Raw genomic sequence first — 21,116 nt, forward strand, 5'->3', positions numbered from 1 at the left:
TAAGCTGACTAATCATTTCTAATATCAAGAATTTCTTTGCCGAACAATTCCTCGGCTTTTTTTACGATGGGTTTTGCACCGTCTGTGGGCGGCTTCTCCCCTTCACCATCATTGTCTTCATCCGATGATGTCTCCTGTCCCTGCTGGGATGTTTCGTGTCGATTTTTTAATTCATCTTTATGACTGGCTAAATAGTCTTGACGAATTTTTGGCCACTGGTCTTCAGGCACAAAAACAATTTGTGGCACCTTACCAATCAATCGATCTAAATTATTTTCCAATGTATCACTAAGTTCTTGGCTGGCCTGCGCTTGTTGAAAAATAAATGAAAACTTAAACGACACAATCACCCCGTCAGAACTGGCCGCTACCGGTGTTGAAACCCCCATCACAGCTTTTTGCTTAACTGACAGCTGATTCATCAAGTCAGGCCAAACTTGCTGGATTTCAGTTAGATCCTTTCTGGTTGCTTTGCCCAGAATTGGATAAACCTTAGCTAATTCAACGTGCACCCGACCACCTTTGGCTTCAATTGGTTTTGGTGCTGAAGACGACTGGCTTTCAGTTTCTTCAGTGGGCGTTGCTGTCCTTAACCGCTCAATTTCTTTTTGTAAATCATCAACTTTTTCAGTTAACGCCTTAATTTTATCATTTTCATCGGCAGAAACGCCAGGATTAACCGTAGTTGCCACGTGGTTTGACTGTAAATGTGTCAGTTTAACCGTCAAAACTTGTAAATACACATCCGGGTGAGCTGTATATCTTAATGAATTGGCGATGTCATTTAATTCATTGATCATTTGATAAATGGCTTCGTCGCTAATTTGGCCACTTAGTTTTTTAAACTTGTCGTCAACCATGCCCAATTCCATCTGTTCAACAATTTGTGGATCCTGCTGATATAACAGAATGTCTTGACAGTAACTAGTGATATCCTCGACAAACCGACTGGCATCCTTGCCATTTTCTAAAATGTTTTGAACCGTAATCAGTGCGCTTTTAGTATCCTTTTGAATGATTTGCTCAAGATAAGTTGTCAATAAATCATTATTCACACTGCCTGTTACTTGAAGGGCGTTCTCATAGGTCACCTGATCATCCCCATAAGACATGGCCTGATCCAAAATACTTAGCGCATCTCGCATACCACCTTCGGCAGCTTTGGCAATCAGTTTCAATGCCCGATCGTCATAATTAATCTTTTTTTGCTTTAAAATGAAAGCCATTCGCTCCAAAATGTCTTCCGGCCTAATTCGCTTGAAATCAAACTTTTGTGTTCGTGAAATAATAGTTGCCGGAATCTTATGGGGTTCCGTGGTTGCCAAAATGAAAATGACATTTGCCGGCGGCTCCTCCAACGTTTTTAGAAGGGCGTTAAAAGCACCCGTTGAAAGCATATGCACTTCGTCAATGATGTAGACTTTGTAATCGGCCTTGGTAGGCGCATACTTGACTTTGTCACGAATATCCCGAATTTCTTCAACCCCGTTATTCGAAGCCGCATCAATTTCAATCACGTCATTAAGACTACCATCATTGATTGCCCGACAGGTTTCACACTTGTTGCAGGGTTCACCATTTTCCAAGTGATGGCAATTAACTGCTTTGGCAAAAATTTTAGCGGCCGAGGTTTTTCCAGTTCCCCGAGGACCGGTGAACAGATAGGCGTGACTAATCTGCTTGGTCAAAATGGCATTTTTTAATGTCTGAGTAATAATCGACTGACCAATAATTTCATCAAATCGTTGTGGTCGCCAAACCCGATAAAGTGCTTGATAGCTCAAGTCCGATCCTCCTTTCAATTTGGTTATTCCTAAAGCCGAAATGGCTATTTCCAACGATAAAACACTTAAATAATTATATGCTGAATTGACAAGAAATGCCAACTAAAATCCCACACTGAAATTTTCCAAATCACCAAAAAGCTGCCCCGCTCCGAATCAAATCAACGACCAAAAAAATACGGATAAACTGACAACCAGTCTACCCGTACTCAAACCTTTGTTATTGACCCTCTGATAATAATCAGAGGCCTTAATTTCATACTCAAGAGGCACAGTGTCGATGATACTTAGTGCTGCTTCCTTCCGGACCTGACACAGTTCGTAACCCGACCCTTGCCTCAGGGCCTTGCGGCATTTACTATCATATCGTATTTTCAAGAAAAAAGCCAGTCACTTTTGCTTTTTTCTTTTCCGAGCAGCTTTAAAAAATTTTTTCATTATTTGAGAACAAGCCGTTTGCAAAATGCCCTCAGAAACCGTTACACGATGATTTAAACGAGAATCTTCCAACACTTGGTATAAGCTTCTGGCTGCGCCGGCTTTGGGGTCTCGAGCACCGTACACAACTCTGCTAATGCGTGAATTAATAATTGCCCCTGAACACATCAGACAAGGTTCAATTGTCACGTAAAGCTCACAATCAATGAGCCGCCAGCTTCTTAAGTAGCGGCAAGCTTCTTCAATTGCCAGTATTTCTGCGTGAGCGACCCCATCATGAAGATGTTCACGTAGATTATGACCTCGACCAATGATCTGGTTATCTTTGACTATCACGGCACCAATTGGCACCTCACCAATCAAATAAGCTTTTTTAGCTTCATCTAATGCCGCTGTCATAAATTTTTCGTCTCTATTTGTGGGTTCCATTAAATCCTCTCTAAATTAAAATTAATTTTTAACACTTTTTAAAATATAATATCCCTTGTCTCGTTTAACAATTTCACAATTGCCAAACAGCCTTGTCATTAATTTCTTAGTCGACGGTGCCCCCTGTTTCTTCTGGAGAACAACGGTCAGTGTCCCGGTTGGTTTTAAATGATCAATTGCGCCACTAATCATAGCGTCAACCACTTTCTTCCCTGCTCTAACTGGTGGGTTAGTCACAATTGCCGCATAATCATCGGTAATGTTAGAATAAACATCGCTGGCAAAAATATGAACGTTATCCAAGTGGTTAACCTGAGCATTTTTAACCGCCAAAGCCAGCGCAATTTCATTGACATCTACCATGTCAACTGTCCTTTTAGGTTGAACCATTGCGATTGCAAGTCCGATTGGTCCATAGCCGGTTCCCATATCCAGAATCTTTCCAGCCGGAAGATCATGATAGTCAAAGTTGGCAATTAACACTCTGCTCCCATAATCAACCCGGTGTTTTGAAAACACTCCGTTGTCTGAAGTGAACACAAAGTTACGTCCCAGCAGCGTATATTCCCACGTAATCGGTTCGGACTCGACATCCGGGTGTGTTGAATAGTAAAATTGATCGTGATTCATAAAAAAACTCCTTCTGGCTGACATTTTGTTGGGATTAACCATATTTGGTAGTGACAAGCAATTTCATCACAATATATTGTGTCAATCCGTTGATTTTTTGTAAGTTTAGTGTAAACTAGAATCATAAAATAAAAAAGAAATGACTTAAGTGGGGGACGTCAAATGCCGAAAATTACAGTTTATTCAAGAAACAATTGCATGCAGTGCAAGATGACAAAGCGTTACTTAACTGAACACAATGTTAAGTTTGAAGAACACAACATTAATGAACAACCGGAATACGTAGATTACCTTAAGGACAAAGGTTTTCTATCATTACCAGTTGTTGATGTCGACGGACAAAAAGCTTTCAGTGGCTTTCGTCCCGACCAACTTCAAAAAATCGCCGGTTAATCTTTGTCCATTTTAACATATTGATCGGTTTGAAACGGGCGGAACCAAATTTGGCTTCGCTTATTTTATTCTCAAAATTACAGAAAGTGTGAGTTCACTATGTCTCTTCATAACCTTAAAGATGTTACTTACTTTGATTTGAACAATGAAATCAATATCCCAGTCAACAACCAAATTCCTCTGCAAAAAGATCAGGAAGCTCTCCAAGCATTTTTGGTGCAGAATGTTAAACCGAATTTAATGACGTTTGACAGTTTACAAGCGCGGTTTGATTATCTTACCAAGCATCACTATTACGAGTCGGGCTTTATCCAAAAGTATTCGATGGCATTCATTGAAAAACTTTATCAATATTTAAAGGACCAGGATTTTCACTTTAAATCATTCATGGCTGCCTACAAATTTTATGCCCAGTACGCACTTAAAACCAATGATAATGATCAATACTTGGAAACTTTTCTTGACCGGGTTGCAGCCAATGCCCTGTTTTTTGCTGACGGTAACGAGCAATTGGCAATGGATTTAGCTGATGAAATTGTTCATCAACGTTATCAACCTGCAACTCCAAGCTTTTTAAATGCTGGTCGAGAAAATCGTGGGGAATTTGTTTCCTGCTTTTTAATTCAAACCACTGATGACATGAATACAATTGGCCGAACCATCAACTCAGCACTCCAACTTTCAAGAATTGGCGGCGGCGTCGGCATTAATTTATCCAATTTAAGGGCTGCCGGCGATCCCATCAAACATATCGAAGGCGCTGCATCTGGTGTCGTTCCGGTGATGAAATTACTGGAAGACAGTTTCTCTTATTCCAATCAACTGGGTCAACGTCAAGGGGCCGGTGTCGTCTATCTTTCCGTCTTTCACCCAGACATTATTTCGTTTTTAGGTGCTAAGAAAGAAAACGCTGACGAGAAAATTCGGTTGAAGACGCTTTCGTTGGGGGTTACTGTTCCGGATAAATACTATGAATTAGTTAAGAAAAACGCTGATATGTACTTGTTTAGCCCTTACGATGTCGAGCGGGAATATGGCGTTCCGTTTTCATACGTTGATATTACTAAAGAGTACGATCATTTAGTAGCTAACCAACACATTAAAAAGACTAAACTCAAGGCGCGGGATTTGGAAACTGAAATCAGTAAGCTCCAACAGGAGTCCGGTTATCCATATGTTATTAACATTGATACGGCTAACCGGGAAAATCCAATTGCCGGTCGAATCGTCATGAGTAACTTATGTTCAGAAATTCTTCAAGTTCAAACGCCCTCAACCGTTGATAACGAACAGCACTATATTAAATTAGGAAAAGATATTTCTTGTAACTTAGGCTCAACAAACATCGTCAACCTGATGAACGCTCAAGATTTTGGCCATTCAGTTGAGTCAATGGTTCGGGCATTAACCTTTGTGACAGATCATTCAAATATCGATGTTGTGCCGTCAATTCAAAAGGGCAATCGTGAATCACACTCCATCGGTTTGGGTGCCATGGGGCTTCATAGTTACTTCGCTAAAAATCATATGCACTATGGCTCACCGGAATCCATTGAATTCACCAGTGTCTACTTCATGTTATTAAATTACTGGAGTCTGGTTGCTTCAAATAAAATCGCTAAAGAACGTCATGAAACGTTTGATAATTTTGAAAAAAGTAAGTACGCCGATGGTTCTTACTTTGATAAGTATCTTAAACGATCCTACGCACCAAAGTCAGATCAAGTTAAGCAATTATTCGACGGGATTTTTATTCCGACAGCCGAGGACTGGCTTAAGTTAAAAAAGGCTGTTATGAAGGACGGCCTTTATCACCAAAATCGCTTGGCAGTTGCGCCAAATGGGTCAATTTCCTACATTAACGACACAACGGCCAGCCTTCACCCGATTATTAATCGAATCGAAGAGCGCCAGGAATCAAAGATTGGTAAAATCTACTATCCAGCACCATACCTTTCCAACGATACCATTCCCTACTACACATCCGCTTACGACATGGACATGCGAAAAGTAATCGACATTTATGCTGCGGCACAAGAGCACGTTGATCAGGGAATGGCGATGACACTCTTTATGCGTTCGACGATTCCGGAAGGCCTTTATGACTGGAAAAAAGGTCGGACTGATAAAATGACGACCCGTGATTTAAACATCCTTAGAAACTATGCGCATCGTAAAGGCATTAAGTCCATTTACTACATTAGGACCTTCACCGATGATCAACAGGAAGTTGGGTCAAATCAGTGTGAAAGCTGCGTTATTTAATTAACCCAGTGCGATTAACAAGAAAAAGGAAGTTAGTTATGACTGAAAACTATAAAGCAATTAATTGGAATGCGATCGATGATCAAATTGATAAAGCCACTTGGGAAAAATTAACGGAACAATTTTGGCTGGACACCAGAATTCCGCTTTCAAACGATTTAGCCGATTGGCGAACACTGGATCAAGATCATCAATGGGTGGTTGGCCACGTCTTTGGTGGCTTGACTTTACTAGATACCTTGCAATCTCAAGAAGGGATGGCTTCCTTGAGAAAAGACGTTCAAACACCTCATGAAACTGCTGTTTTAAACAATATCCAATTTATGGAATCTGTTCACGCCAAAAGTTATTCTTCAATCTTTTCAACGCTGAATACCCCTGAAGAAATCGACGAAATTTTTGATTGGAGTGATTCTGAAGAATTCCTCCAAAATAAAGCCCTTAAAATCCGTGATATTTACGAAAGCAATTCCGATCCGTTAAAAAAGAAAATTGCCAGCGTCTTTTTGGAAACGTTCCTCTTTTATTCCGGCTTCTACACCCCACTTTGGTATCTTGGCCACAACAAGATTCCAAACGTTGCCGAAATTATCAAATTAATTTTGCGGGATGAGTCCGTTCACGGTACTTATATTGGTTATAAATTCCAGATTGGCTTTAATCAACTCTCAAAGCCCAAGCAGGAAGATTTGAAAAATTGGCTGTACGACCTACTCTATAAGCTTTACGCAAACGAGGAAAAGTATACCCATCTGTTGTATGATCAAACCGGCTGGACAGATGATGTATTGGTCTTTATTCGCTACAATGCTAATAAAGCCCTCATGAATTTAGGTCAGGACCCACTCTTTCCCGATACTGCCGAAGATGTTAATCCGGTTGTCATGAACGGGATTTCTACTTCAACTGCTAATCACGACTTCTTCTCGCAAGTCGGTAATGGCTACTTGTTAGGCAATGTGGAATCAATGTCTGACAGCGATTACGATATCTAGTCTCTTTTAATTTAATGAGCATCAAAAAAGGAATCCAGACGGGTTCCTTTTTTTAATCCTAATTTTCATCAATCAAGTTAGCGGGCTTTTCACCCATAACCATGGCCTTTAAGTTATTCAAAGAAATGTTGACCATGTTTTTCACCGACTCAGTTGTATGAAAAGCAGAATGTGGCGTAACCAAGACATTGGGCATCACCGATAATTTAATTAACTCCGCATCGGCCACCTTCTTAGTTGAGCGTGAATCTTGTAAGTCAGCCGACTCATTTTCCAATGTGTCAATGCCGGCGGCCGCGATTTCACCACTTTCCAAAGCAAAAATTAAATCGTTAGTGTTAACAATTGAACCTCGGGCCGTATTGATCAGAATCGCGTTGGCCTTCATTTCTTCAAACACTTCATGATTGAAAAGATGATGATTATCCGAAGTTGCCGGCATGTGCAGGCTGATAATGTCACTTTGGTTTAATAATGTTTCTAAACGATCAACATAGGTAAATTCACCGTTAGTCGATTTTTGTGGGTACTTATCATATGCAATTACTTTAGCACCCAGTCCATGAAATAAGTGGATTGCGGCTCGGCCAATCCGACCGGTTCCGATGATTCCAACCGTCTGTTCACTAATCAGCCGACCCATAAATTCCGGCGAAAAGTGAAATTCATGTTGATCTTGTAATTGCTGACGCATGTAACCGACTTTTCTGGTTAAATAAAGTGCCATCATCACTGCAAATTCAGCAATACTTTCAGGACTATAGGCCGGGACATTAGTAATGGTGACGTCGTTTGCCTTGGCCGCTGCCCGATCAATATTATCAACGCCAACGTTTCTTAGTGCCAAGTAACGAATGCCCATGCGGTGAAAGGCTTCAAATAACTCTTTGGTGTAAGGAATCGTTTGTAGACATGAAACACCATCGAAACCTTGTGCTTCATTAACCGTTTCAGTGTTAAGCGTGGTTGTCGTTGTCACAACCTCGACGTGATGATCTCGGCCCCACTTTTCAACAAAAGGGATTTCATCATCACGAACGTTGTAAATAATAAATTTCAAAAAAAGGCCTCCTCAGTTGGCATTCGATGTTTAAGATTATACCAATGGCCGGTTATTTTGAACCGGCTATTTAACATTTCTTTTAACCATACTATACCAAAAAAGGCACTGGCAACCCAATGATCGGGTTTGTCAGTCCCCCTTCTTAAACGAACGCAAATGAAAGCATATCAGTTATTTGAGTGCTTGAATAAATTTATCGAAGGCCGCTTGTCCCTTCTCGTTCCATTTATAAACGCCTGCGTCTTCAAGGACTCGGGCAAAAACCAACCCGATTTCTTTATCGACAATCTTTTCAACATTTTCCGATTTAAACTCGTATCGCTGCTTTAAATCATCGGCCCATGCCTTGTGATAAGCAGCCATTTGATTAGGTTGATTCAGTAGGTATTTTTCAACCTCTTTCATTTCCGTTTTGAGCCGAGCCGGTAAAACTGCCCGTCCCATCACTTCAATTAAGCCAATGTTTTCTTTTTTAATGTGTTGCACATCTTTATGCGGATGGAAAATGCCGTCCGGATATTCTACTGAGGTTTGGTTATCACGCAACACAACATCCAGTGTGAATTGATCACCACTCTTATATGCAATCGGCGTCACAGTATGATGACGTTCACCATCCGTATAGGCTCTGATATCGACAGACTCGTCTGAATAATTTTTCCAAGTATTGGCGATCTTAGTTGCTGCGACAATCACTTGATTAGCATCGGCACTTTGAAGACGAATGGTTGCCATTGGCCATTTAACAATTCCAGCCTTTAAGCCGTCAACTCCAAGATCAATTGATCGATCGATACCGGCCTTCATCATTGGAAATTGATGGCGGCCACCTTGATAATGATCTTGAGCTAACAATGACCCACCGACAATTGGTAAATCAGCATTACTGCCAACAAAATAATGGGGCAACTGCTTAATGATATCTGTCAAATTGACAAAAGTCTGCTGATTAATTTTCATTGGCACGTGCTTTTGATTGAGAAAAATCGCGTGTTCGCCAAAGTAGGCATATGGTGAATACTGGAACCCCCACGGCTGGCCACCAATCATCATTCGAATGACCCGGTGGTTACTTCGGGCCGGATATCCTAAACGACCCAAATAGCCTTCATTTTCAATTGCCAAGGGCCCCACAGGATAACCCGTTGCCTTTTTCTTGCCCGCAGCCGCAATCGCCTTTGGATCCTTTTCCGGTTTGGATAAATTAATGGTAATCTCCAAATCCCCATAATCCGTCGCCGCTTTGTAAGAAATATTTTTGGCAATGGCGCGTGTCTTGATATAATCATTGTTTTGACTTAACTGATAGAAATAATCAGTGGCTTTTTCTGGAGATTGCTGATATTTATCCCAAAAAAGTGCGTTTACTTTTGATGGAATTGGTGTTAATAAATCCATCAACTGATCCTCAAGAATTTCCCGGTTAGTAATCGAATCTGAAATTTTTCCGTGTTGGATTGCCAACTCGACTAGTTCATTTGCCAAATCAACCGGCGATTCATTCTTAGTAGGATCACCAAGCCCATCACCAATTAGTCGAAAAATTAAATTGGTCACGTAGATTCGATCAATGTTTTGGTAGGGTGAATCCGATTTAATAACTAAATCGACAAATTTTTCAACTGCTGATTGACTCATACTCGCTAATTTTCCTTTCTGTCATCGTAACCCTTTGGATGAGTTTGCTTCCAGTTCCATGCGGTTTTAATAATTTCATGAACATCATCAAACTGTGGGTCCCATCCAAGTACGCGACGTGCCTTGTCACTGGCAGCAATTAAAGTGCTTGGATCACCAGCCCGGCGTGGTCCCATTTTTGCCGGAATTGGCTTTCCAGTTACATCTCGGGCCGCTTCAAGCATTTCTTTGTTTGAAAAACCAGTTGAAGAGCCTAAATTAAAGGCATCACTGTCATGACCTTCCTGAAGATACTTCAAGGCAAGGATATGTGCATCAGCCAAATCAACGACGTGAACATAGTCACGAACGTTGGTCCCATCTTTAGTATCGTAATCATCACCAAAGATGGTTAATTGATCACGTTCACCGGCCGCTACTTGAAGAATAATCGGTACTAAATGCGTTTCTGGCGAATGATCCTCCCCAATTGATCCATCTGGTTTGGCACCAGCAACGTTAAAGTATCGTAAAGCAACAAATTTAATGCCATAAGCAACATCGCTCCAGTGCATAATCTTTTCCATTGCTAATTTGCTTTCGCCATAGGGATTAGTTGGTACCTGGGGATCCGTTTCCTTAATTGGGATGTGTTTAGGTTCACCATAGGTTGCTGCAGTTGACGAGAAGACAATCTTCTTGACGTGGTGAGCGTTCATGACTTCCAAAAGACTAATCATTCCATAGGTATTGTTGTCAAAGTACTTTAACGGTTTCGCCATTGATTCCGGAACAACTGAGAAGGCCGCAAAGTGAATCACCCCTTCAATTGTTTCCTTATCAAAGACCTGATTAAGAAATGCTTTGTCACGAACATCGCCTTCGTAAAAGCGGGCTTTTTTATTAACTGCAGCCCGATGCCCAGTCACCAAATTATCGACAACTGCAACATCGTATCCCTTTTGAACCAATCGATCAACAGTGTGTGAGCCGATATAACCGGCACCACCCAATACTAAAATTGCCATCTTAATATCCTCTCCTTCTCAATTTATCTTTATCAAACTACTTAATCTCTTTAGGACCATCTGAAATTTCAGCAATGTAAAATTCAGCCGGATGCCCAATTTCCTGTTCATAAACCTGACCAACGTTTTTCTTAAAAGCTTCAACTTGATGACGGTCAACAATTGCAATCGCGCAACCACCGAAACCGGCACCCGTCATTCGAGCGCCAACCACACCAGGTTGTTTCCAAGCTGTTTCAGCCAAGGTATCCAATTCTTTACCCGTTACTTCAAAATCATAATGCAACGAAATATGAGAAGCGTTAATTAATTTACCAAATTCTTCAAGGTTATTGTTAACCAATGCATCCTTAGCTTTCAAAGTTCGTTGATTTTCAAAAACTGCGTGGCGAGCCCGACGAATCAGAATGTCATCATTAATCAGGTAGCTGTTTTCATCAAATTCGGATTCACTTAAATCACCAAGCGTTTTAATTGGCAAGTTTGTTTGAAGCCGTTTTAGTGCTTCTTCACACTGAGCTCGACGTTCATTGTACTTGGAATCCTGCAATTCACGATGCTTCTTAGTATTCATGATGACAACGACTCGATCCCCCATTTCTACGGGAACATAGTCATATTTCAGGGTATTGGTATCAAGCAAAATTGCTTGATTACGTTTCCCCATCCCAATGGCAAATTGATCCATAATTCCGGTTTGAAGACCCAAGTAGCTGTTTTCAACCAACTGACCATATTTAACCAGTTCAACCTCATCAATGTTAAAGCCAAAAACATCATTGACGATTTCAGCCGTTAATAATTCAATGCAGGCTGACGATGATAAGCCGGCCGCATCGGGAAGATTGCCATCAACCGCCAAATCAAAACCATGGTTTAATTGATGACCATGTTCAACAATCTGGGCAATCATTCCCTTCGGATAGCTGGCCCAGCCGTCTGATTTGCTATAAGCCAAATCATCCAGTGAAAATTCAATCACGCCTTGATCAGCAACGTTAGCCGAAAAGACACGGACCGTCTTGTCTTCACGGGCACCATACGCACCATAAATTCCCATGCTGATTGCACAAGGAAAAACATGACCACCATTAAAATCAGTATATTCACCAATTAAATTAATTCGACCGGGAGAAAAGAAGACCCGACTTGAATCATAACCAAATTTATCATTAAAAATCTTTTTTACGTCATCAGAAAGCATTACATTCATCCCTTTACTTTTTAGTAAATTTTACTCAAATACAAGGTACCTCATTTTGAGAGCGTTGTCAACTCCTGATTTCCTAAAATCAATCAACTTGCTCAATTAAATAAAGCATTGAATCACTAATATGACTGATATAAAAGCGTCTTGGATCAAAAAATTCACAAGATAATGGAAGCGCTTAATTATTTTTTGATTGTTCTTAATAACCGTTAGTAAAGTTAAGTAAATTCTTGGAGTCATCATGAATCTTACGTCATTTAATCGTTAAAAAAAGGCCAACTCAGCATCGTTACCGATGGCGGGTTGACCCTTAAATGGCTAATTTAAAAGAAAGTTTTGCTAACAACAATTGTAAACATTAATAAAATTACTGAAGAGATAAAAGCGGCCAGAAAAACGTTGCGCCCTCGTTGAAGAATCACCCGGAAGTTGACACTCATTCCCAAAGCTGCCATTGCCATCCCAAGAAATAGATAAGCAGTTTTTACCAAGAAACCAAGTGTAGCGTTCCCAAGTGGTAAAAAGGTGCCTAGAACACTCGCCAAAATAAAGCCGGCCATAAACCACGGAATGGGCAACTTTTGCTTGAGCTCGCCTTCCTTAACCGGTGTCGTTCGTTGATACCAACCACCAATGACCAGTGCTGCCGGCGCCAACATCAGAACTCGCGACAGTTTCGTAATAATGGCCGTATCCAAACTAATCGGGCCACCCGAACTTCCGGCTGCAACAGCATGCGCAATTTCGTGAAGCGATGCGCCAGTCATCACACCAAATTGAGTTGGTGTTAGATGCAACAGGGGTTTAATGCCAATTTCAATCAAGGTGAAGACAGTTCCCAGAATTGCAACCACGGCAACTGCCATGACTTCATTTTCTCGTTGCCGCGTCAGTTTACTTTCAGCAACTTTAATTTGCGGGGAGATTCCCATGACGGCAGCTGCACCACAAATTCCCGTTCCACCAGCGGATAAAATTGCTAATTCTTTTTCAACACCAAATTTACGAGCAATAAAATAAGTCATTGAAACCGTGCCGGCAACCACCACTACGGCTAATAAAATGGTTTTCACGCCTGCTGATGCCAAATCAATTAGATTTAATTTAAATCCTAATAAAATAATGCCTAACCGTAAAAACTTATTCGAAATAAAACCGATACCTTCACGTGAAGCTTCAATTGGTCGTTGAAACACTTGAAAAAGCATTCCTAAAATTAACGAAATAACCAAAGCCCCGATTAAACTTAAATACGGCAGTCCACCAAAATAGTTACCTGCCAAAGCACAAACCAGTGTTAACGCTAACGCAATAAAAAAGCCGTTTGTCCTTAGCACACCATAATTTTTCATCATCTTTTCCTCTCTTTGTTCAACATGAATACTCATAGAATATTACCAGAAAAGAGCAATTATATAAAATTATAATGTATAATAGCAATATAAATAATTCTAATTAAGGCGATGATCACTTTGATACTTGACCGACGATACGAAACTTTCCTAACACTGGCTAAAACCGCCTCCTACACTAAAACAGCTCAGCAACTGTTTATTACACAACCAGCAGTGACCCAGCAAATTGCTAGCTTGCAAAAAGATCTTCAGATTGAACTGGTTAAATATGAACGGCCCAAATTGATTATTACGCCGGCCGGACAAGAATTGGCGAAATTCATTGAAAGTGTCACTATTAAAAGCCACCAAATTTTGGCCCACCTAAAACAGCCCAACGACAAACGACCACTGAAATTCGGGGCCACACTTTCATTTAATGCAATTGTTGAACCGCAATTTATTAAGCAGATTTCTGATCAATTTACAGATATCAATTGCCTGGTTGCCAACACTGATCAGATTTTATCTCAAATCGACAATGGTGAGATTGAGTTTGGACTGGTTGAAGGAAATTTTCAATTAGCGGATTATGATTTTATCCCGATTTTTAAGGACGACTTTATTGCTGTCTGTAATTCAAAAAATCCTTTAGCTAAGAAAAAAGCCGTTCAGCTAACAGACTGCCTACAGTGGCCACTCTTATTGCGAGAACGCGGATCCGGCACCCGTTCAATTCTTGAAAACTGGCTTGGAACAATGAACCGTTCCGTGACCGATTTTTCCAAAGTCATTACGGTTGGTGACATGACCACCATTATCGGCTTACTGGAGTCAAATCTGGGAATTAGTTTCATGTATCGTTCACTGCTGCCACAGCAGCTGGCAAACGGCCAACTTATCCAACTTCCCCTTGCCGACTTTAAAATCACCAGAACCCTTAGTATGGTCTTTCAACGGCAAAGCTATTATGAAGCTCAGTATCGACAAATGGCTAACATTATCAAGCGGTTGTTGGGTCAGTGACCGTTTAAACGACGTCTTCAGGGAAGGTCACATTCTGTTCACAATTTGTTCACAAAAAAACCATATTTATTTTTTATAATGCTTGTATTAGGTCAGTTTTTAAAATAGTTAACATTCGACTTTTTGCACCCGAGCATCCCACTTTCGCTAACCATTCGCTTGGGGCTGCTCACTGTCATAATCAGCATAGTATTTGGGAGGAGCATTTTTGTGGAACAGCCGGTCACTTTGATGCCACGGCATTGGAAATTTTCCATCTTCGTTATAGTCTGCTTGATCTTTAGTTTAACGGCATCGACTTATTTGTTAATTCATAATCGAAGTCCCCAAATTGCGATGGATCAGCTTGCTCAACAACACAGTCATCAAATGATTGATAAAAAAAGTGTTGTGGCTTTATCCGCCGATAACCGCGGCGATCAAGTTGTTTTGGGATTCACTAAAAGGAATCAATTAATTGTTCAATTTCGAGAACGAATTTTGGGCGGCTATGCACCTCAGGGATATCACGTGACTCAAATGACTGCTCAAAATCTGAATCATCCCTACCAATTGAAAAACATTGTCGCCCATAAATACATTAACAATTTCACCTATGGTTTTCTTAAAAACGGGCAACGAGCACCCAAAATTAAGGGAAACCGCACATCACTGATCACACATCACGGTCAGCGGATCTTTTATAGTTTTACCAAGCCGAATGAAAAAGTAGCTGTTCAATTCAACTCGTAATTTAACTAAAAAAACAGTTTGACATTTTCATCAATGCCAAGCTGTTTTTTTAAATTTAATTTGTTTGCCACCACTAATCAGCGATAAGCCACTTAACTAATCCCAGCCGAACTTTCCTTTGCGGTCGATTAACAACCGGTAAAATTTGAAGCACTGAGAAAACGAGTCCACTTCCCCGGTAATAGGCAATGTATTTGGATTGCCACTTATCAACGTATTTATTTTTAAAGGATCGTAACCCTTCAAACCGATATAGTTTATAACCGTATTCATAAATTAAATGAACAACTCGTTCCTGGGTAAAACTAAATCGCGATGTACCAACATTCGAAAGTGGTGACATGCCTAAATCAAAGTAATGATACCCAGCTTCACGGGCCCGATCGTACAGATTAATTAAAAGTCCATCCATAATTCCTGAAGGCGCCTTTGAAGAGGAACGCATCAAATCAATCGAAGTGACTTCTTGATTACCATCCGGCATCAAATTCGCAAAAGCGATAATTTCACCATTTGGATTCTTCATCACTGCAATCGGTGATTGATTCAAATAAAATTCATCAAAGAAGCCAAGCGAAAAGCCCTTTTCAGGCCGACCTTCCAACCACTCAGCCGAGATCTTTTTCAAGGTTGTCATCAGCTGATCATCAAAGGGTGGTTTCAAAAGATCAAATTGATACCCTTCCCGGTTGAATTTATTTATCAACGCTCGTTCTCCGCGATGGCGCTTACCACTCAACGTAAATTGCGTAACGTCCACTAACCCATCTTCACCGGTTTTAATAAAATCAAAGCCGCTTTCATGCAACTGCATTGTCAGTTCCTGATTGATTTCGTAGAATAGCAGTTTATAATCGGCTTTATCCGCAACTACCATAAATTGATCGATTGCTGCACTAATTTTCTCCTGATTACCAACCGGTTCACCCATAATCAAAATTTTATCAGCCGTTTTACGAAACATAAAGAAGACTTGGTCCTGACCATTTTCTTGATAAAAGTAGAGCTGCTTATCTCGAAGAAATGCCAAATGACTGTTTTCATTGCCGCCATACTGATCAATAACGTGCCGAACCCGGTCAGCATTAAACGGCTCATACAACCATGATGGTCGACCAGCAGACAAATATCGATTAACGGCGAACAGGACTAATAAAGCGATGACCAAACCGACAAAACCGGCCAGCCAAGCTGCCTGTGACGGAAACAGATAGGCTTTGTCAAAATGTAATGGTGTGTGGGGATTGGCAGCAATCCCCACCAATGTATAGCTAATAAAGGTAATGACAAATAATGACCCATTAAATAACAAGGTACCCCATGAATTGGCCATCCGACTACGATAAAGCACGCCTCTTGAAAGCCAGAGAATAGCCAGAATAAAAAGGAACAGGGCAATCATTCGCCAAGTAAACGCTTCATTAAGCCAGGTGTTTAAAACCGAAATAATCAGGACTACCACCGTCGGCCAAAACGCTCGCTTTGTTCGTGCCCAAATGCCACTTGCCAGCCCAATTAATAAAAAGGCAACGATAATATTCATAATATGACTAACAAAGAAAATTGAATAGGGAAACAATCGAATGTAAAGTCGGTTAACCGCAACAACATTGGGAACGGTCGCAAAGAGCAACATCATAATACCTGAAAAATACATAAAAATCGTCAAAATCACTTGAGCAAACCGCTGAATCAAAATTTTAGGCAGGTTGTCCAAAAAAGCATTGATTTTATCGCCAGTATCGTGAATAAATAAACCGGCACCAACGACAAATGGCACTAAGTAATAAAACGTTCGGTACAGTAGGATCCAGACTAAGGCATCGCTTCGACCAACGCCGATAAAACCAAGCCCGATAATCACGAAAATATCAAATGATCCCAATCCTCCAGGAATCATTGAAACGACTCCGGCAACGTTGGCAACAACAAAAATTGGCACCACCGCCGCAAAATCAATAGGCAGGTCCATTAAGAAACCAACTAAGATAAAGAACCCCAAGGCACTTGACCATTCCAATAAGGAACCGGTTGCCATAATCATTTCCTGCTTAGTTGAAAGATCCTTAAAAAAGTCGGATTGATTTAATTTAGTCATTAAAAAGACTGCCGGGAAATAACTGGCGCCGCCCAATAACCAAATCCAGTAATGCGAAAAAGTCTGACCGACTCCAAAGCCAAAAATCATGATTAAAGAAACCAGACATAAAAGTGATAAACCAGAGATTAAAAATAAGGCCACTTTGGAAATCGCATAAAGAATTTGTTTACGAGAAGCTCCTTTACTATAAAAGTGAGCCCGCAGACTAGCACCCAAAAGCCCGCCAAATCCTAATAGATTTGTAAATGTATTAACAACCCAGCCGCTTCGAATGACGTACCAAGGTGAAAATTTGGTTGGTAAAAAAGTGACAATCGAGAAATCATAAATCAACATCGGTAGAATCGAAACGAACCCCACCACTAACATAATCAACAACGATGTATTCGTTTGATTACTTAAAATTTGCTTAAATGCTTCACCATTAACCTGACGGATAATTTTTGCCAACTGTCGAACAACAAAAATTAAAACCGAAAAGACGAATAACAACTTAATGACTGTCATTCGTTTATCAAGAAAGGCTTTCAATTTTGCCAAATAACTCACCCCAAAATAAATGTCTTGTTTTATTATGCCAATTAACGGCGCTGATAACAAGAAATGACACCTATCCGTTAAGAAAACTTATTGGCTGGTCCAAAGCGTTTCTCATTACTAACTACCACCAAGGTGGTCCCCAGCCATTTCCACCAAAATGATCATGGTCAAACCAACCCCAAAAGTAGCCTTCACCAAAGCCATTATCGTTAGGCATGTCTTTACTAAGCTGCCATCCAGGATGCCTTAACTTCCAAATAATTAAGCTTGGAATCAAAGCAACCGCTAAAATAACCAGCGTTAACACATTCCAGCTGGGACCGGCCTTAATTTTCTTGACGTTGGCAACGTGCTTTGCCACAAATGGTTGATAACGATTGAAATAAGTTATGATTTTAGCCCCATTACCATGCTTTCTTGGCAACCCCAATGCTAAATACCAAGCTTGAAAATCAGACATCGCTGTTCCTAATTGATCAGAGGGAACCATTACTATTTGTAATTGCTTATGTATCGGGTACACAATAATGAACGAAACCCGTTTTTCCAAACGATTGGCTCGTTGAATAATTGCGGTCTGATAATCACCTTCTACATGAGAGATTGGCTTAGTGCGAGCCACCCTTTGCAATTCATCCTCGGCAAACGACTGAAAAGAAGTTGCTGCATCCTCGTCATGAGTTCCAAAAGTCGGATCATCACGGACGCTTGATGGCAATCTCTTTAAGGTGTAAACCCAAATCTCTGGTTGATTTCGACTACGCTGCCAACCTCGATTACATTCAATCACTCGCTTCTTTTGAGAAGCCGTTAGTAAGTGACGTTGATCATGAATGGTTTCCGTTGAAAGCGAATCGGCTTGCACAACAACGACCATTCCAAAAGAAATCAAGAAAACCGTTATGATCATTAAAATCAGTCTTCTCACTCGATCCTCATCTCCCCAATCAAGCTGTTATCTTGATTATGGCACTTTTAAAAAAATTCACAACTACAAGCTGAATCAAAAGTGAATAAACGATTGAGTTTGAACACTCAAGCAAATTAAAAAAGCACCCCGCATCAGTTTTACTGACACAGGGTGCTATATTTTAACTAATTTTAATTAGCTTATTTTAAGGTTACGACGCCACCAACAGCCTCAAGAGTTTCCTTGATTTTGTTAGCTTCATCTTCAGAAACGCCTTCCTTGATAGTTGAAGGTACTTTGTCGACAAGCCCTTTAGCATCTTTCAAACCAAGACCAGTGATTTCACGAACTGCCTTGATTGCTTTAACCTTTTGGTCACCGGATTCAGTTAATTCAACATCGTATGAATCCTTAGTAGCACCTTCGTCACCGTTACCACCAGCAGCAGCTACCGGAGCTGAAGCGGAGACACCAAATTCATCTTCGATTGACTTAACTAAGTCGTTAAGATCGCTAATCGAAGCATCTTTTAATTGATCAATAATATTATCTTTATCGAAAGCCATTATATTTTCCTCCAGTTTAATTGGAATTGATTTTAGTCTTTAGGCAGCGTCACCGTCGCCATTTTCTTGTTTCTTATCAGCAATTGCTTTAACACCGTATGCAAAGTTACGAACAGGTGCTTGAAGAATATTAGCAAGCGTAGAAAGCAATTCTTCACGACTCGGCAATGCAGCATAAGCATTAATTTCATCAAGTGTGGCAACCTTACCATCAATCACACCACCCTTAAGTTCAAGGGCATCGTTACTTTTAGCAAAGTTGTGAACAATCTTCGGTCCGGCAATTGGATCTTCTGATGAAAAGACAACGGCCGTTGGACCTGCAAATGTCTCTTTCAAATCATCCAAGCCAGCTTTTTCAGCAGCTCGAACCAAAACCTTATTCTTGATAACTTGCATCTTAACGCCTTCATCACGTAATTGCTTACGTAAATCGGTTACTTCAGCAACAGTTAAACCACGGTAATCAACAATGACAATTGAGGAAGCCGCCTTCATACTTTCAGCAGCTTCTTCAACCTTCTTTGCTTTAACCGCAACAGTTTGTTCACTCACGAGTTTCACCTCCCAAAAATTTTATGGGATTTAATAAAAAATCCCTATGCCAACCTAGACATAGGAAAAAAATTCGTTTCCTCGGCAGGATATTAAGGCAATTGCCACCTGAGTCTTAGGCATATATCAGCATTGACTAGCATATCATAATTTATCTTAGCAAGTCAATTAGGGATTTAATTTAAATCGAAAATCATTATTCACCAAATGATTCAAGATCGACTTTGACACCTGGGCCAAAGGTTGAAGAAATTGAAACGTTTTTGACATAAGTTCCCCGAACAGAAGCCGGACGAGCTTTAACAATGACGTCTTCAATGGTCTTCAAATTACCGACTAATTGGTCAGTTCCAAATGAAACTTTACCAACCGGCACAGCAACGTTCCCGTCTCTGTCAGTCCGATAAGTTACCTTACCAGCCTTAGATTCTTCAACCGCCTTGGCAACATCCATGGTAACCGTGCCGGTCTTAGGGTTAGGCATCAACCCTTTAGGGCCAAGAACTCGACCCAAACGACCCACTTGAGCCATCATATCAGGTGTGGCAATGGCAACATCAAAGTCTAACCAGCCATCCTGGATCTTTTCAACCAAGTCAGTGTCCCCAACAAAGTCGGCACCGGCTGCTTGGGCATCCTTAGCCTTGTCACCCTTAGCAAATACGATAACGGTCTGTTCTTTACCAGTTCCGTTTGGTAAAACAACCGCCCCACGTAATTGTTGGTCAGCTTGCTTAGTATCAACATTTAATTTAAATACAATTTCAACAGTTGCATCAAATTTTGCATAATCAATTTTTTTGACAAGTTCAACGGCATCTTGAAGTGGGTAAGCCTTTGACGGGTCTACTTGTTCAAGAGCTGTTTTATATTGTTTACCTCTTTTACGAGCCATGTGTTTTCCTCCTTGTTTGTGGTTCTAACGGATTAACCTCCCACGCAACGTTCAAACAACGCTTGCAATAGCGTTGGTCCTACTTCGTCAGTATGTTGTTGGCCTTAATCTTCAACCGTAAAGCCCATACTACGTGCAGTTCCTTCAACCATTCGCATGGCTGCTTCAACGTCAGCTGCGTTTAAGTCTTTCATCTTTGTTTCGGCAATTTGCTTAACTTGGTCTTTAGTAACTTTAGCAACCTTGTTAGTGTTTGGTTCACCGGAACCCTTTTGAACACCGGCAGCTTTCTTGAGTAACACAGCAGCAGGTGGTGTCTTGGTGATAAAGTCGAATGAACGATCTTCATACACAGTAATAACAACCGGAATAATCATACCTGCTTGATCAGCAGTACGAGCGTTAAATTCCTTGGTGAAGCCCATAATGTTGATCCCTGCTTGACCTAAAGCAGGACCAACTGGAGGGGCAGGTGTTGCTTTGCCCGCAGGAATTTGTAATTTAACAACGTTAGCTACTTTTTTAGCCACGAGACATACCTCCTTAAGTCCGTGTGTGGTAAATTGGAGAGCAATATTTCTCCTCCCACGTCCATATGCTTATTA

At 40.7% G+C, this 21,116-nt stretch carries 19 protein-coding genes, 1 other RNA gene and 1 other annotated feature; of the genes, 5 read left to right on the forward strand and 15 right to left on the reverse strand.

Annotation, left to right across the window (positions count from 1 at the left end; translation table 11 throughout):
* Window positions 1-8: 8 nt before the first annotated feature.
* The 4 genes from dnaX to ED605_RS12705 form a co-directional block, all read right to left on the reverse strand.
* Window positions 9-1,784, reverse strand: coding sequence for a DNA polymerase III subunit gamma/tau (dnaX, locus tag ED605_RS12690; RefSeq protein ID WP_121979261.1), 1,776 nt, complete (start codon window positions 1,782-1,784; stop codon window positions 9-11).
* 258 nt (window positions 1,785-2,042) lie between these two features.
* An RNA gene (gene ffs / locus ED605_RS12695) (signal recognition particle sRNA small type) lies at window positions 2,043-2,129 on the reverse strand.
* 45 nt (window positions 2,130-2,174) lie between these two features.
* A complete protein-coding gene (tadA, locus tag ED605_RS12700; protein WP_121979262.1) occupies window positions 2,175-2,651 on the reverse strand; it encodes a tRNA adenosine(34) deaminase TadA in 477 nt (158 codons plus the stop codon).
* Between the two features lie 21 nt (window positions 2,652-2,672).
* Window positions 2,673-3,281: a class I SAM-dependent methyltransferase gene (locus ED605_RS12705; protein WP_121979263.1), complete on the reverse strand. Its 609-nt coding sequence runs from the start codon at window positions 3,279-3,281 to the stop codon at window positions 2,673-2,675.
* 162 nt (window positions 3,282-3,443) lie between these two features.
* Between ED605_RS12705 and nrdH the strand changes: the two genes are divergently transcribed.
* The 3 genes from nrdH to nrdF all read left to right on the forward strand — a co-directional run bounded on the left by nrdH (window position 3,444) and on the right by nrdF (window position 6,934).
* A complete protein-coding gene (gene nrdH / locus ED605_RS12710; RefSeq protein ID WP_121979264.1) occupies window positions 3,444-3,674 on the forward strand; it encodes a glutaredoxin-like protein NrdH in 231 nt (76 codons plus the stop codon).
* Window positions 3,675-3,773: 99 nt separating this feature from the next.
* Complete coding sequence (nrdE, locus tag ED605_RS12715; protein WP_121979265.1) at window positions 3,774-5,939, forward strand: class 1b ribonucleoside-diphosphate reductase subunit alpha; 2,166 nt, start codon at window positions 3,774-3,776, stop codon at window positions 5,937-5,939.
* A 38-nt stretch (window positions 5,940-5,977) separates the two neighbouring features.
* A complete protein-coding gene (nrdF, locus tag ED605_RS12720; protein WP_121979266.1) occupies window positions 5,978-6,934 on the forward strand; it encodes a class 1b ribonucleoside-diphosphate reductase subunit beta in 957 nt (318 codons plus the stop codon).
* Between the two features lie 58 nt (window positions 6,935-6,992).
* On the opposite strand, the gene ED605_RS12725 is transcribed toward nrdF, so the two are convergent.
* From ED605_RS12725 to ED605_RS12745, 5 genes are all read right to left on the reverse strand, one after another.
* Entirely contained in the window at window positions 6,993-7,994 is a 1,002-nt protein-coding gene (locus tag ED605_RS12725) for a D-2-hydroxyacid dehydrogenase (RefSeq protein ID WP_121979267.1), read from the reverse strand.
* Window positions 7,995-8,168: 174 nt separating this feature from the next.
* Window positions 8,169-9,635 (reverse strand): UDP-glucose--hexose-1-phosphate uridylyltransferase, encoded by a 1,467-nt coding sequence (locus ED605_RS12730; protein WP_121979268.1) that lies wholly within the window; start codon window positions 9,633-9,635, stop codon window positions 8,169-8,171.
* A 5-nt stretch (window positions 9,636-9,640) separates the two neighbouring features.
* The gene (galE, locus tag ED605_RS12735; protein ID WP_121979269.1) at window positions 9,641-10,642 is read right to left on the reverse strand and encodes a UDP-glucose 4-epimerase GalE; all 1,002 of its coding nucleotides are present in this window, start codon (window positions 10,640-10,642) and stop codon (window positions 9,641-9,643) included.
* Between the two features lie 37 nt (window positions 10,643-10,679).
* A complete protein-coding gene (locus ED605_RS12740) occupies window positions 10,680-11,846 on the reverse strand; it encodes a galactokinase (RefSeq protein ID WP_191981379.1) in 1,167 nt (388 codons plus the stop codon).
* Between the two features lie 329 nt (window positions 11,847-12,175).
* The gene (locus ED605_RS12745) at window positions 12,176-13,204 is read right to left on the reverse strand and encodes a YeiH family protein (protein WP_121979271.1); all 1,029 of its coding nucleotides are present in this window, start codon (window positions 13,202-13,204) and stop codon (window positions 12,176-12,178) included.
* A 120-nt stretch (window positions 13,205-13,324) separates the two neighbouring features.
* On the opposite strand from ED605_RS12745, the gene ED605_RS12750 reads away from it, so the two are divergent.
* Window positions 13,325-14,212 (forward strand): LysR family transcriptional regulator, encoded by an 888-nt coding sequence (locus tag ED605_RS12750; RefSeq protein ID WP_225419139.1) that lies wholly within the window; start codon window positions 13,325-13,327, stop codon window positions 14,210-14,212.
* A 210-nt stretch (window positions 14,213-14,422) separates the two neighbouring features.
* A complete protein-coding gene (locus ED605_RS12755; protein WP_225419140.1) occupies window positions 14,423-14,944 on the forward strand; it encodes a hypothetical protein in 522 nt (173 codons plus the stop codon).
* A gap of 73 nt (window positions 14,945-15,017) precedes the next feature.
* Here the strand turns inward: ED605_RS12755 and mprF are convergent, their stop codons facing one another.
* From mprF to rplK, 6 genes are all read right to left on the reverse strand, one after another.
* Complete coding sequence (mprF, locus tag ED605_RS12760; protein WP_121979297.1) at window positions 15,018-17,585, reverse strand: bifunctional lysylphosphatidylglycerol flippase/synthetase MprF; 2,568 nt, start codon at window positions 17,583-17,585, stop codon at window positions 15,018-15,020.
* Window positions 17,586-17,706: 121 nt separating this feature from the next.
* Window positions 17,707-18,513 carry a hypothetical protein gene (locus ED605_RS12765; RefSeq protein WP_162919807.1) on the reverse strand — a complete coding sequence of 269 codons (807 nt, stop codon included), beginning with the start codon at window positions 18,511-18,513 and terminating at the stop codon, window positions 17,707-17,709.
* 182 nt (window positions 18,514-18,695) lie between these two features.
* Window positions 18,696-19,061 carry a 50S ribosomal protein L7/L12 gene (rplL, locus tag ED605_RS12770; RefSeq protein WP_121979273.1) on the reverse strand — a complete coding sequence of 122 codons (366 nt, stop codon included), beginning with the start codon at window positions 19,059-19,061 and terminating at the stop codon, window positions 18,696-18,698.
* A 39-nt stretch (window positions 19,062-19,100) separates the two neighbouring features.
* On the reverse strand, window positions 19,101-19,616 hold the full coding sequence (gene rplJ / locus ED605_RS12775; protein WP_191981380.1) for a 50S ribosomal protein L10: 516 nt from the start codon (window positions 19,614-19,616) through the stop codon (window positions 19,101-19,103).
* Window positions 19,617-19,642: 26 nt separating this feature from the next.
* Window positions 19,643-19,754: a sequence feature (ribosomal protein L10 leader region), on the reverse strand.
* Between the two features lie 58 nt (window positions 19,755-19,812).
* On the reverse strand, window positions 19,813-20,511 hold the full coding sequence (gene rplA / locus ED605_RS12780) for a 50S ribosomal protein L1 (RefSeq protein ID WP_121979275.1): 699 nt from the start codon (window positions 20,509-20,511) through the stop codon (window positions 19,813-19,815).
* 104 nt (window positions 20,512-20,615) lie between these two features.
* On the reverse strand, window positions 20,616-21,041 hold the full coding sequence (rplK, locus tag ED605_RS12785) for a 50S ribosomal protein L11 (protein ID WP_121979276.1): 426 nt from the start codon (window positions 21,039-21,041) through the stop codon (window positions 20,616-20,618).
* Between the last annotated feature and the right edge of the window lie 75 nt (window positions 21,042-21,116).

It is taken from the genome of Lentilactobacillus raoultii (genome assembly GCF_900411375.1).
Classification (GTDB): Bacteria; Bacillota; Bacilli; order Lactobacillales; family Lactobacillaceae; genus Lentilactobacillus; species Lentilactobacillus raoultii.

What these genes read in the sequence shown, in the direction of transcription:
- nrdE (WP_121979265.1), top strand. Translation starts at nt 3,774, where the DNA reads ATGTCTCTTCATAACCTTAAAGATGTTACTTACTTTGATTTGAACAAT.
- ED605_RS12705 (WP_121979263.1), bottom strand. Translation starts at nt 3,281, where the DNA reads ATGAATCACGATCAATTTTACTATTCAACACACCCGGATGTCGAGTCC.
- tadA (WP_121979262.1), bottom strand. Translation starts at nt 2,651, where the DNA reads ATGGAACCCACAAATAGAGACGAAAAATTTATGACAGCGGCATTAGAT.
- ED605_RS12730 (WP_121979268.1), bottom strand. Translation starts at nt 9,635, where the DNA reads ATGAGTCAATCAGCAGTTGAAAAATTTGTCGATTTAGTTATTAAATCG.
- ED605_RS12745 (WP_121979271.1), bottom strand. Translation starts at nt 13,204, where the DNA reads ATGAAAAATTATGGTGTGCTAAGGACAAACGGCTTTTTTATTGCGTTA.
- nrdF (WP_121979266.1), top strand. Translation starts at nt 5,978, where the DNA reads ATGACTGAAAACTATAAAGCAATTAATTGGAATGCGATCGATGATCAA.
- galE (WP_121979269.1), bottom strand. Translation starts at nt 10,642, where the DNA reads ATGGCAATTTTAGTATTGGGTGGTGCCGGTTATATCGGCTCACACACT.
- ED605_RS12740 (WP_191981379.1), bottom strand. Translation starts at nt 11,846, where the DNA reads ATGCTTTCTGATGACGTAAAAAAGATTTTTAATGATAAATTTGGTTAT.
- rplL (WP_121979273.1), bottom strand. Translation starts at nt 19,061, where the DNA reads ATGGCTTTCGATAAAGATAATATTATTGATCAATTAAAAGATGCTTCG.
- nrdH (WP_121979264.1), top strand. Translation starts at nt 3,444, where the DNA reads ATGCCGAAAATTACAGTTTATTCAAGAAACAATTGCATGCAGTGCAAG.
- rplA (WP_121979275.1), bottom strand. Translation starts at nt 20,511, where the DNA reads ATGGCTCGTAAAAGAGGTAAACAATATAAAACAGCTCTTGAACAAGTA.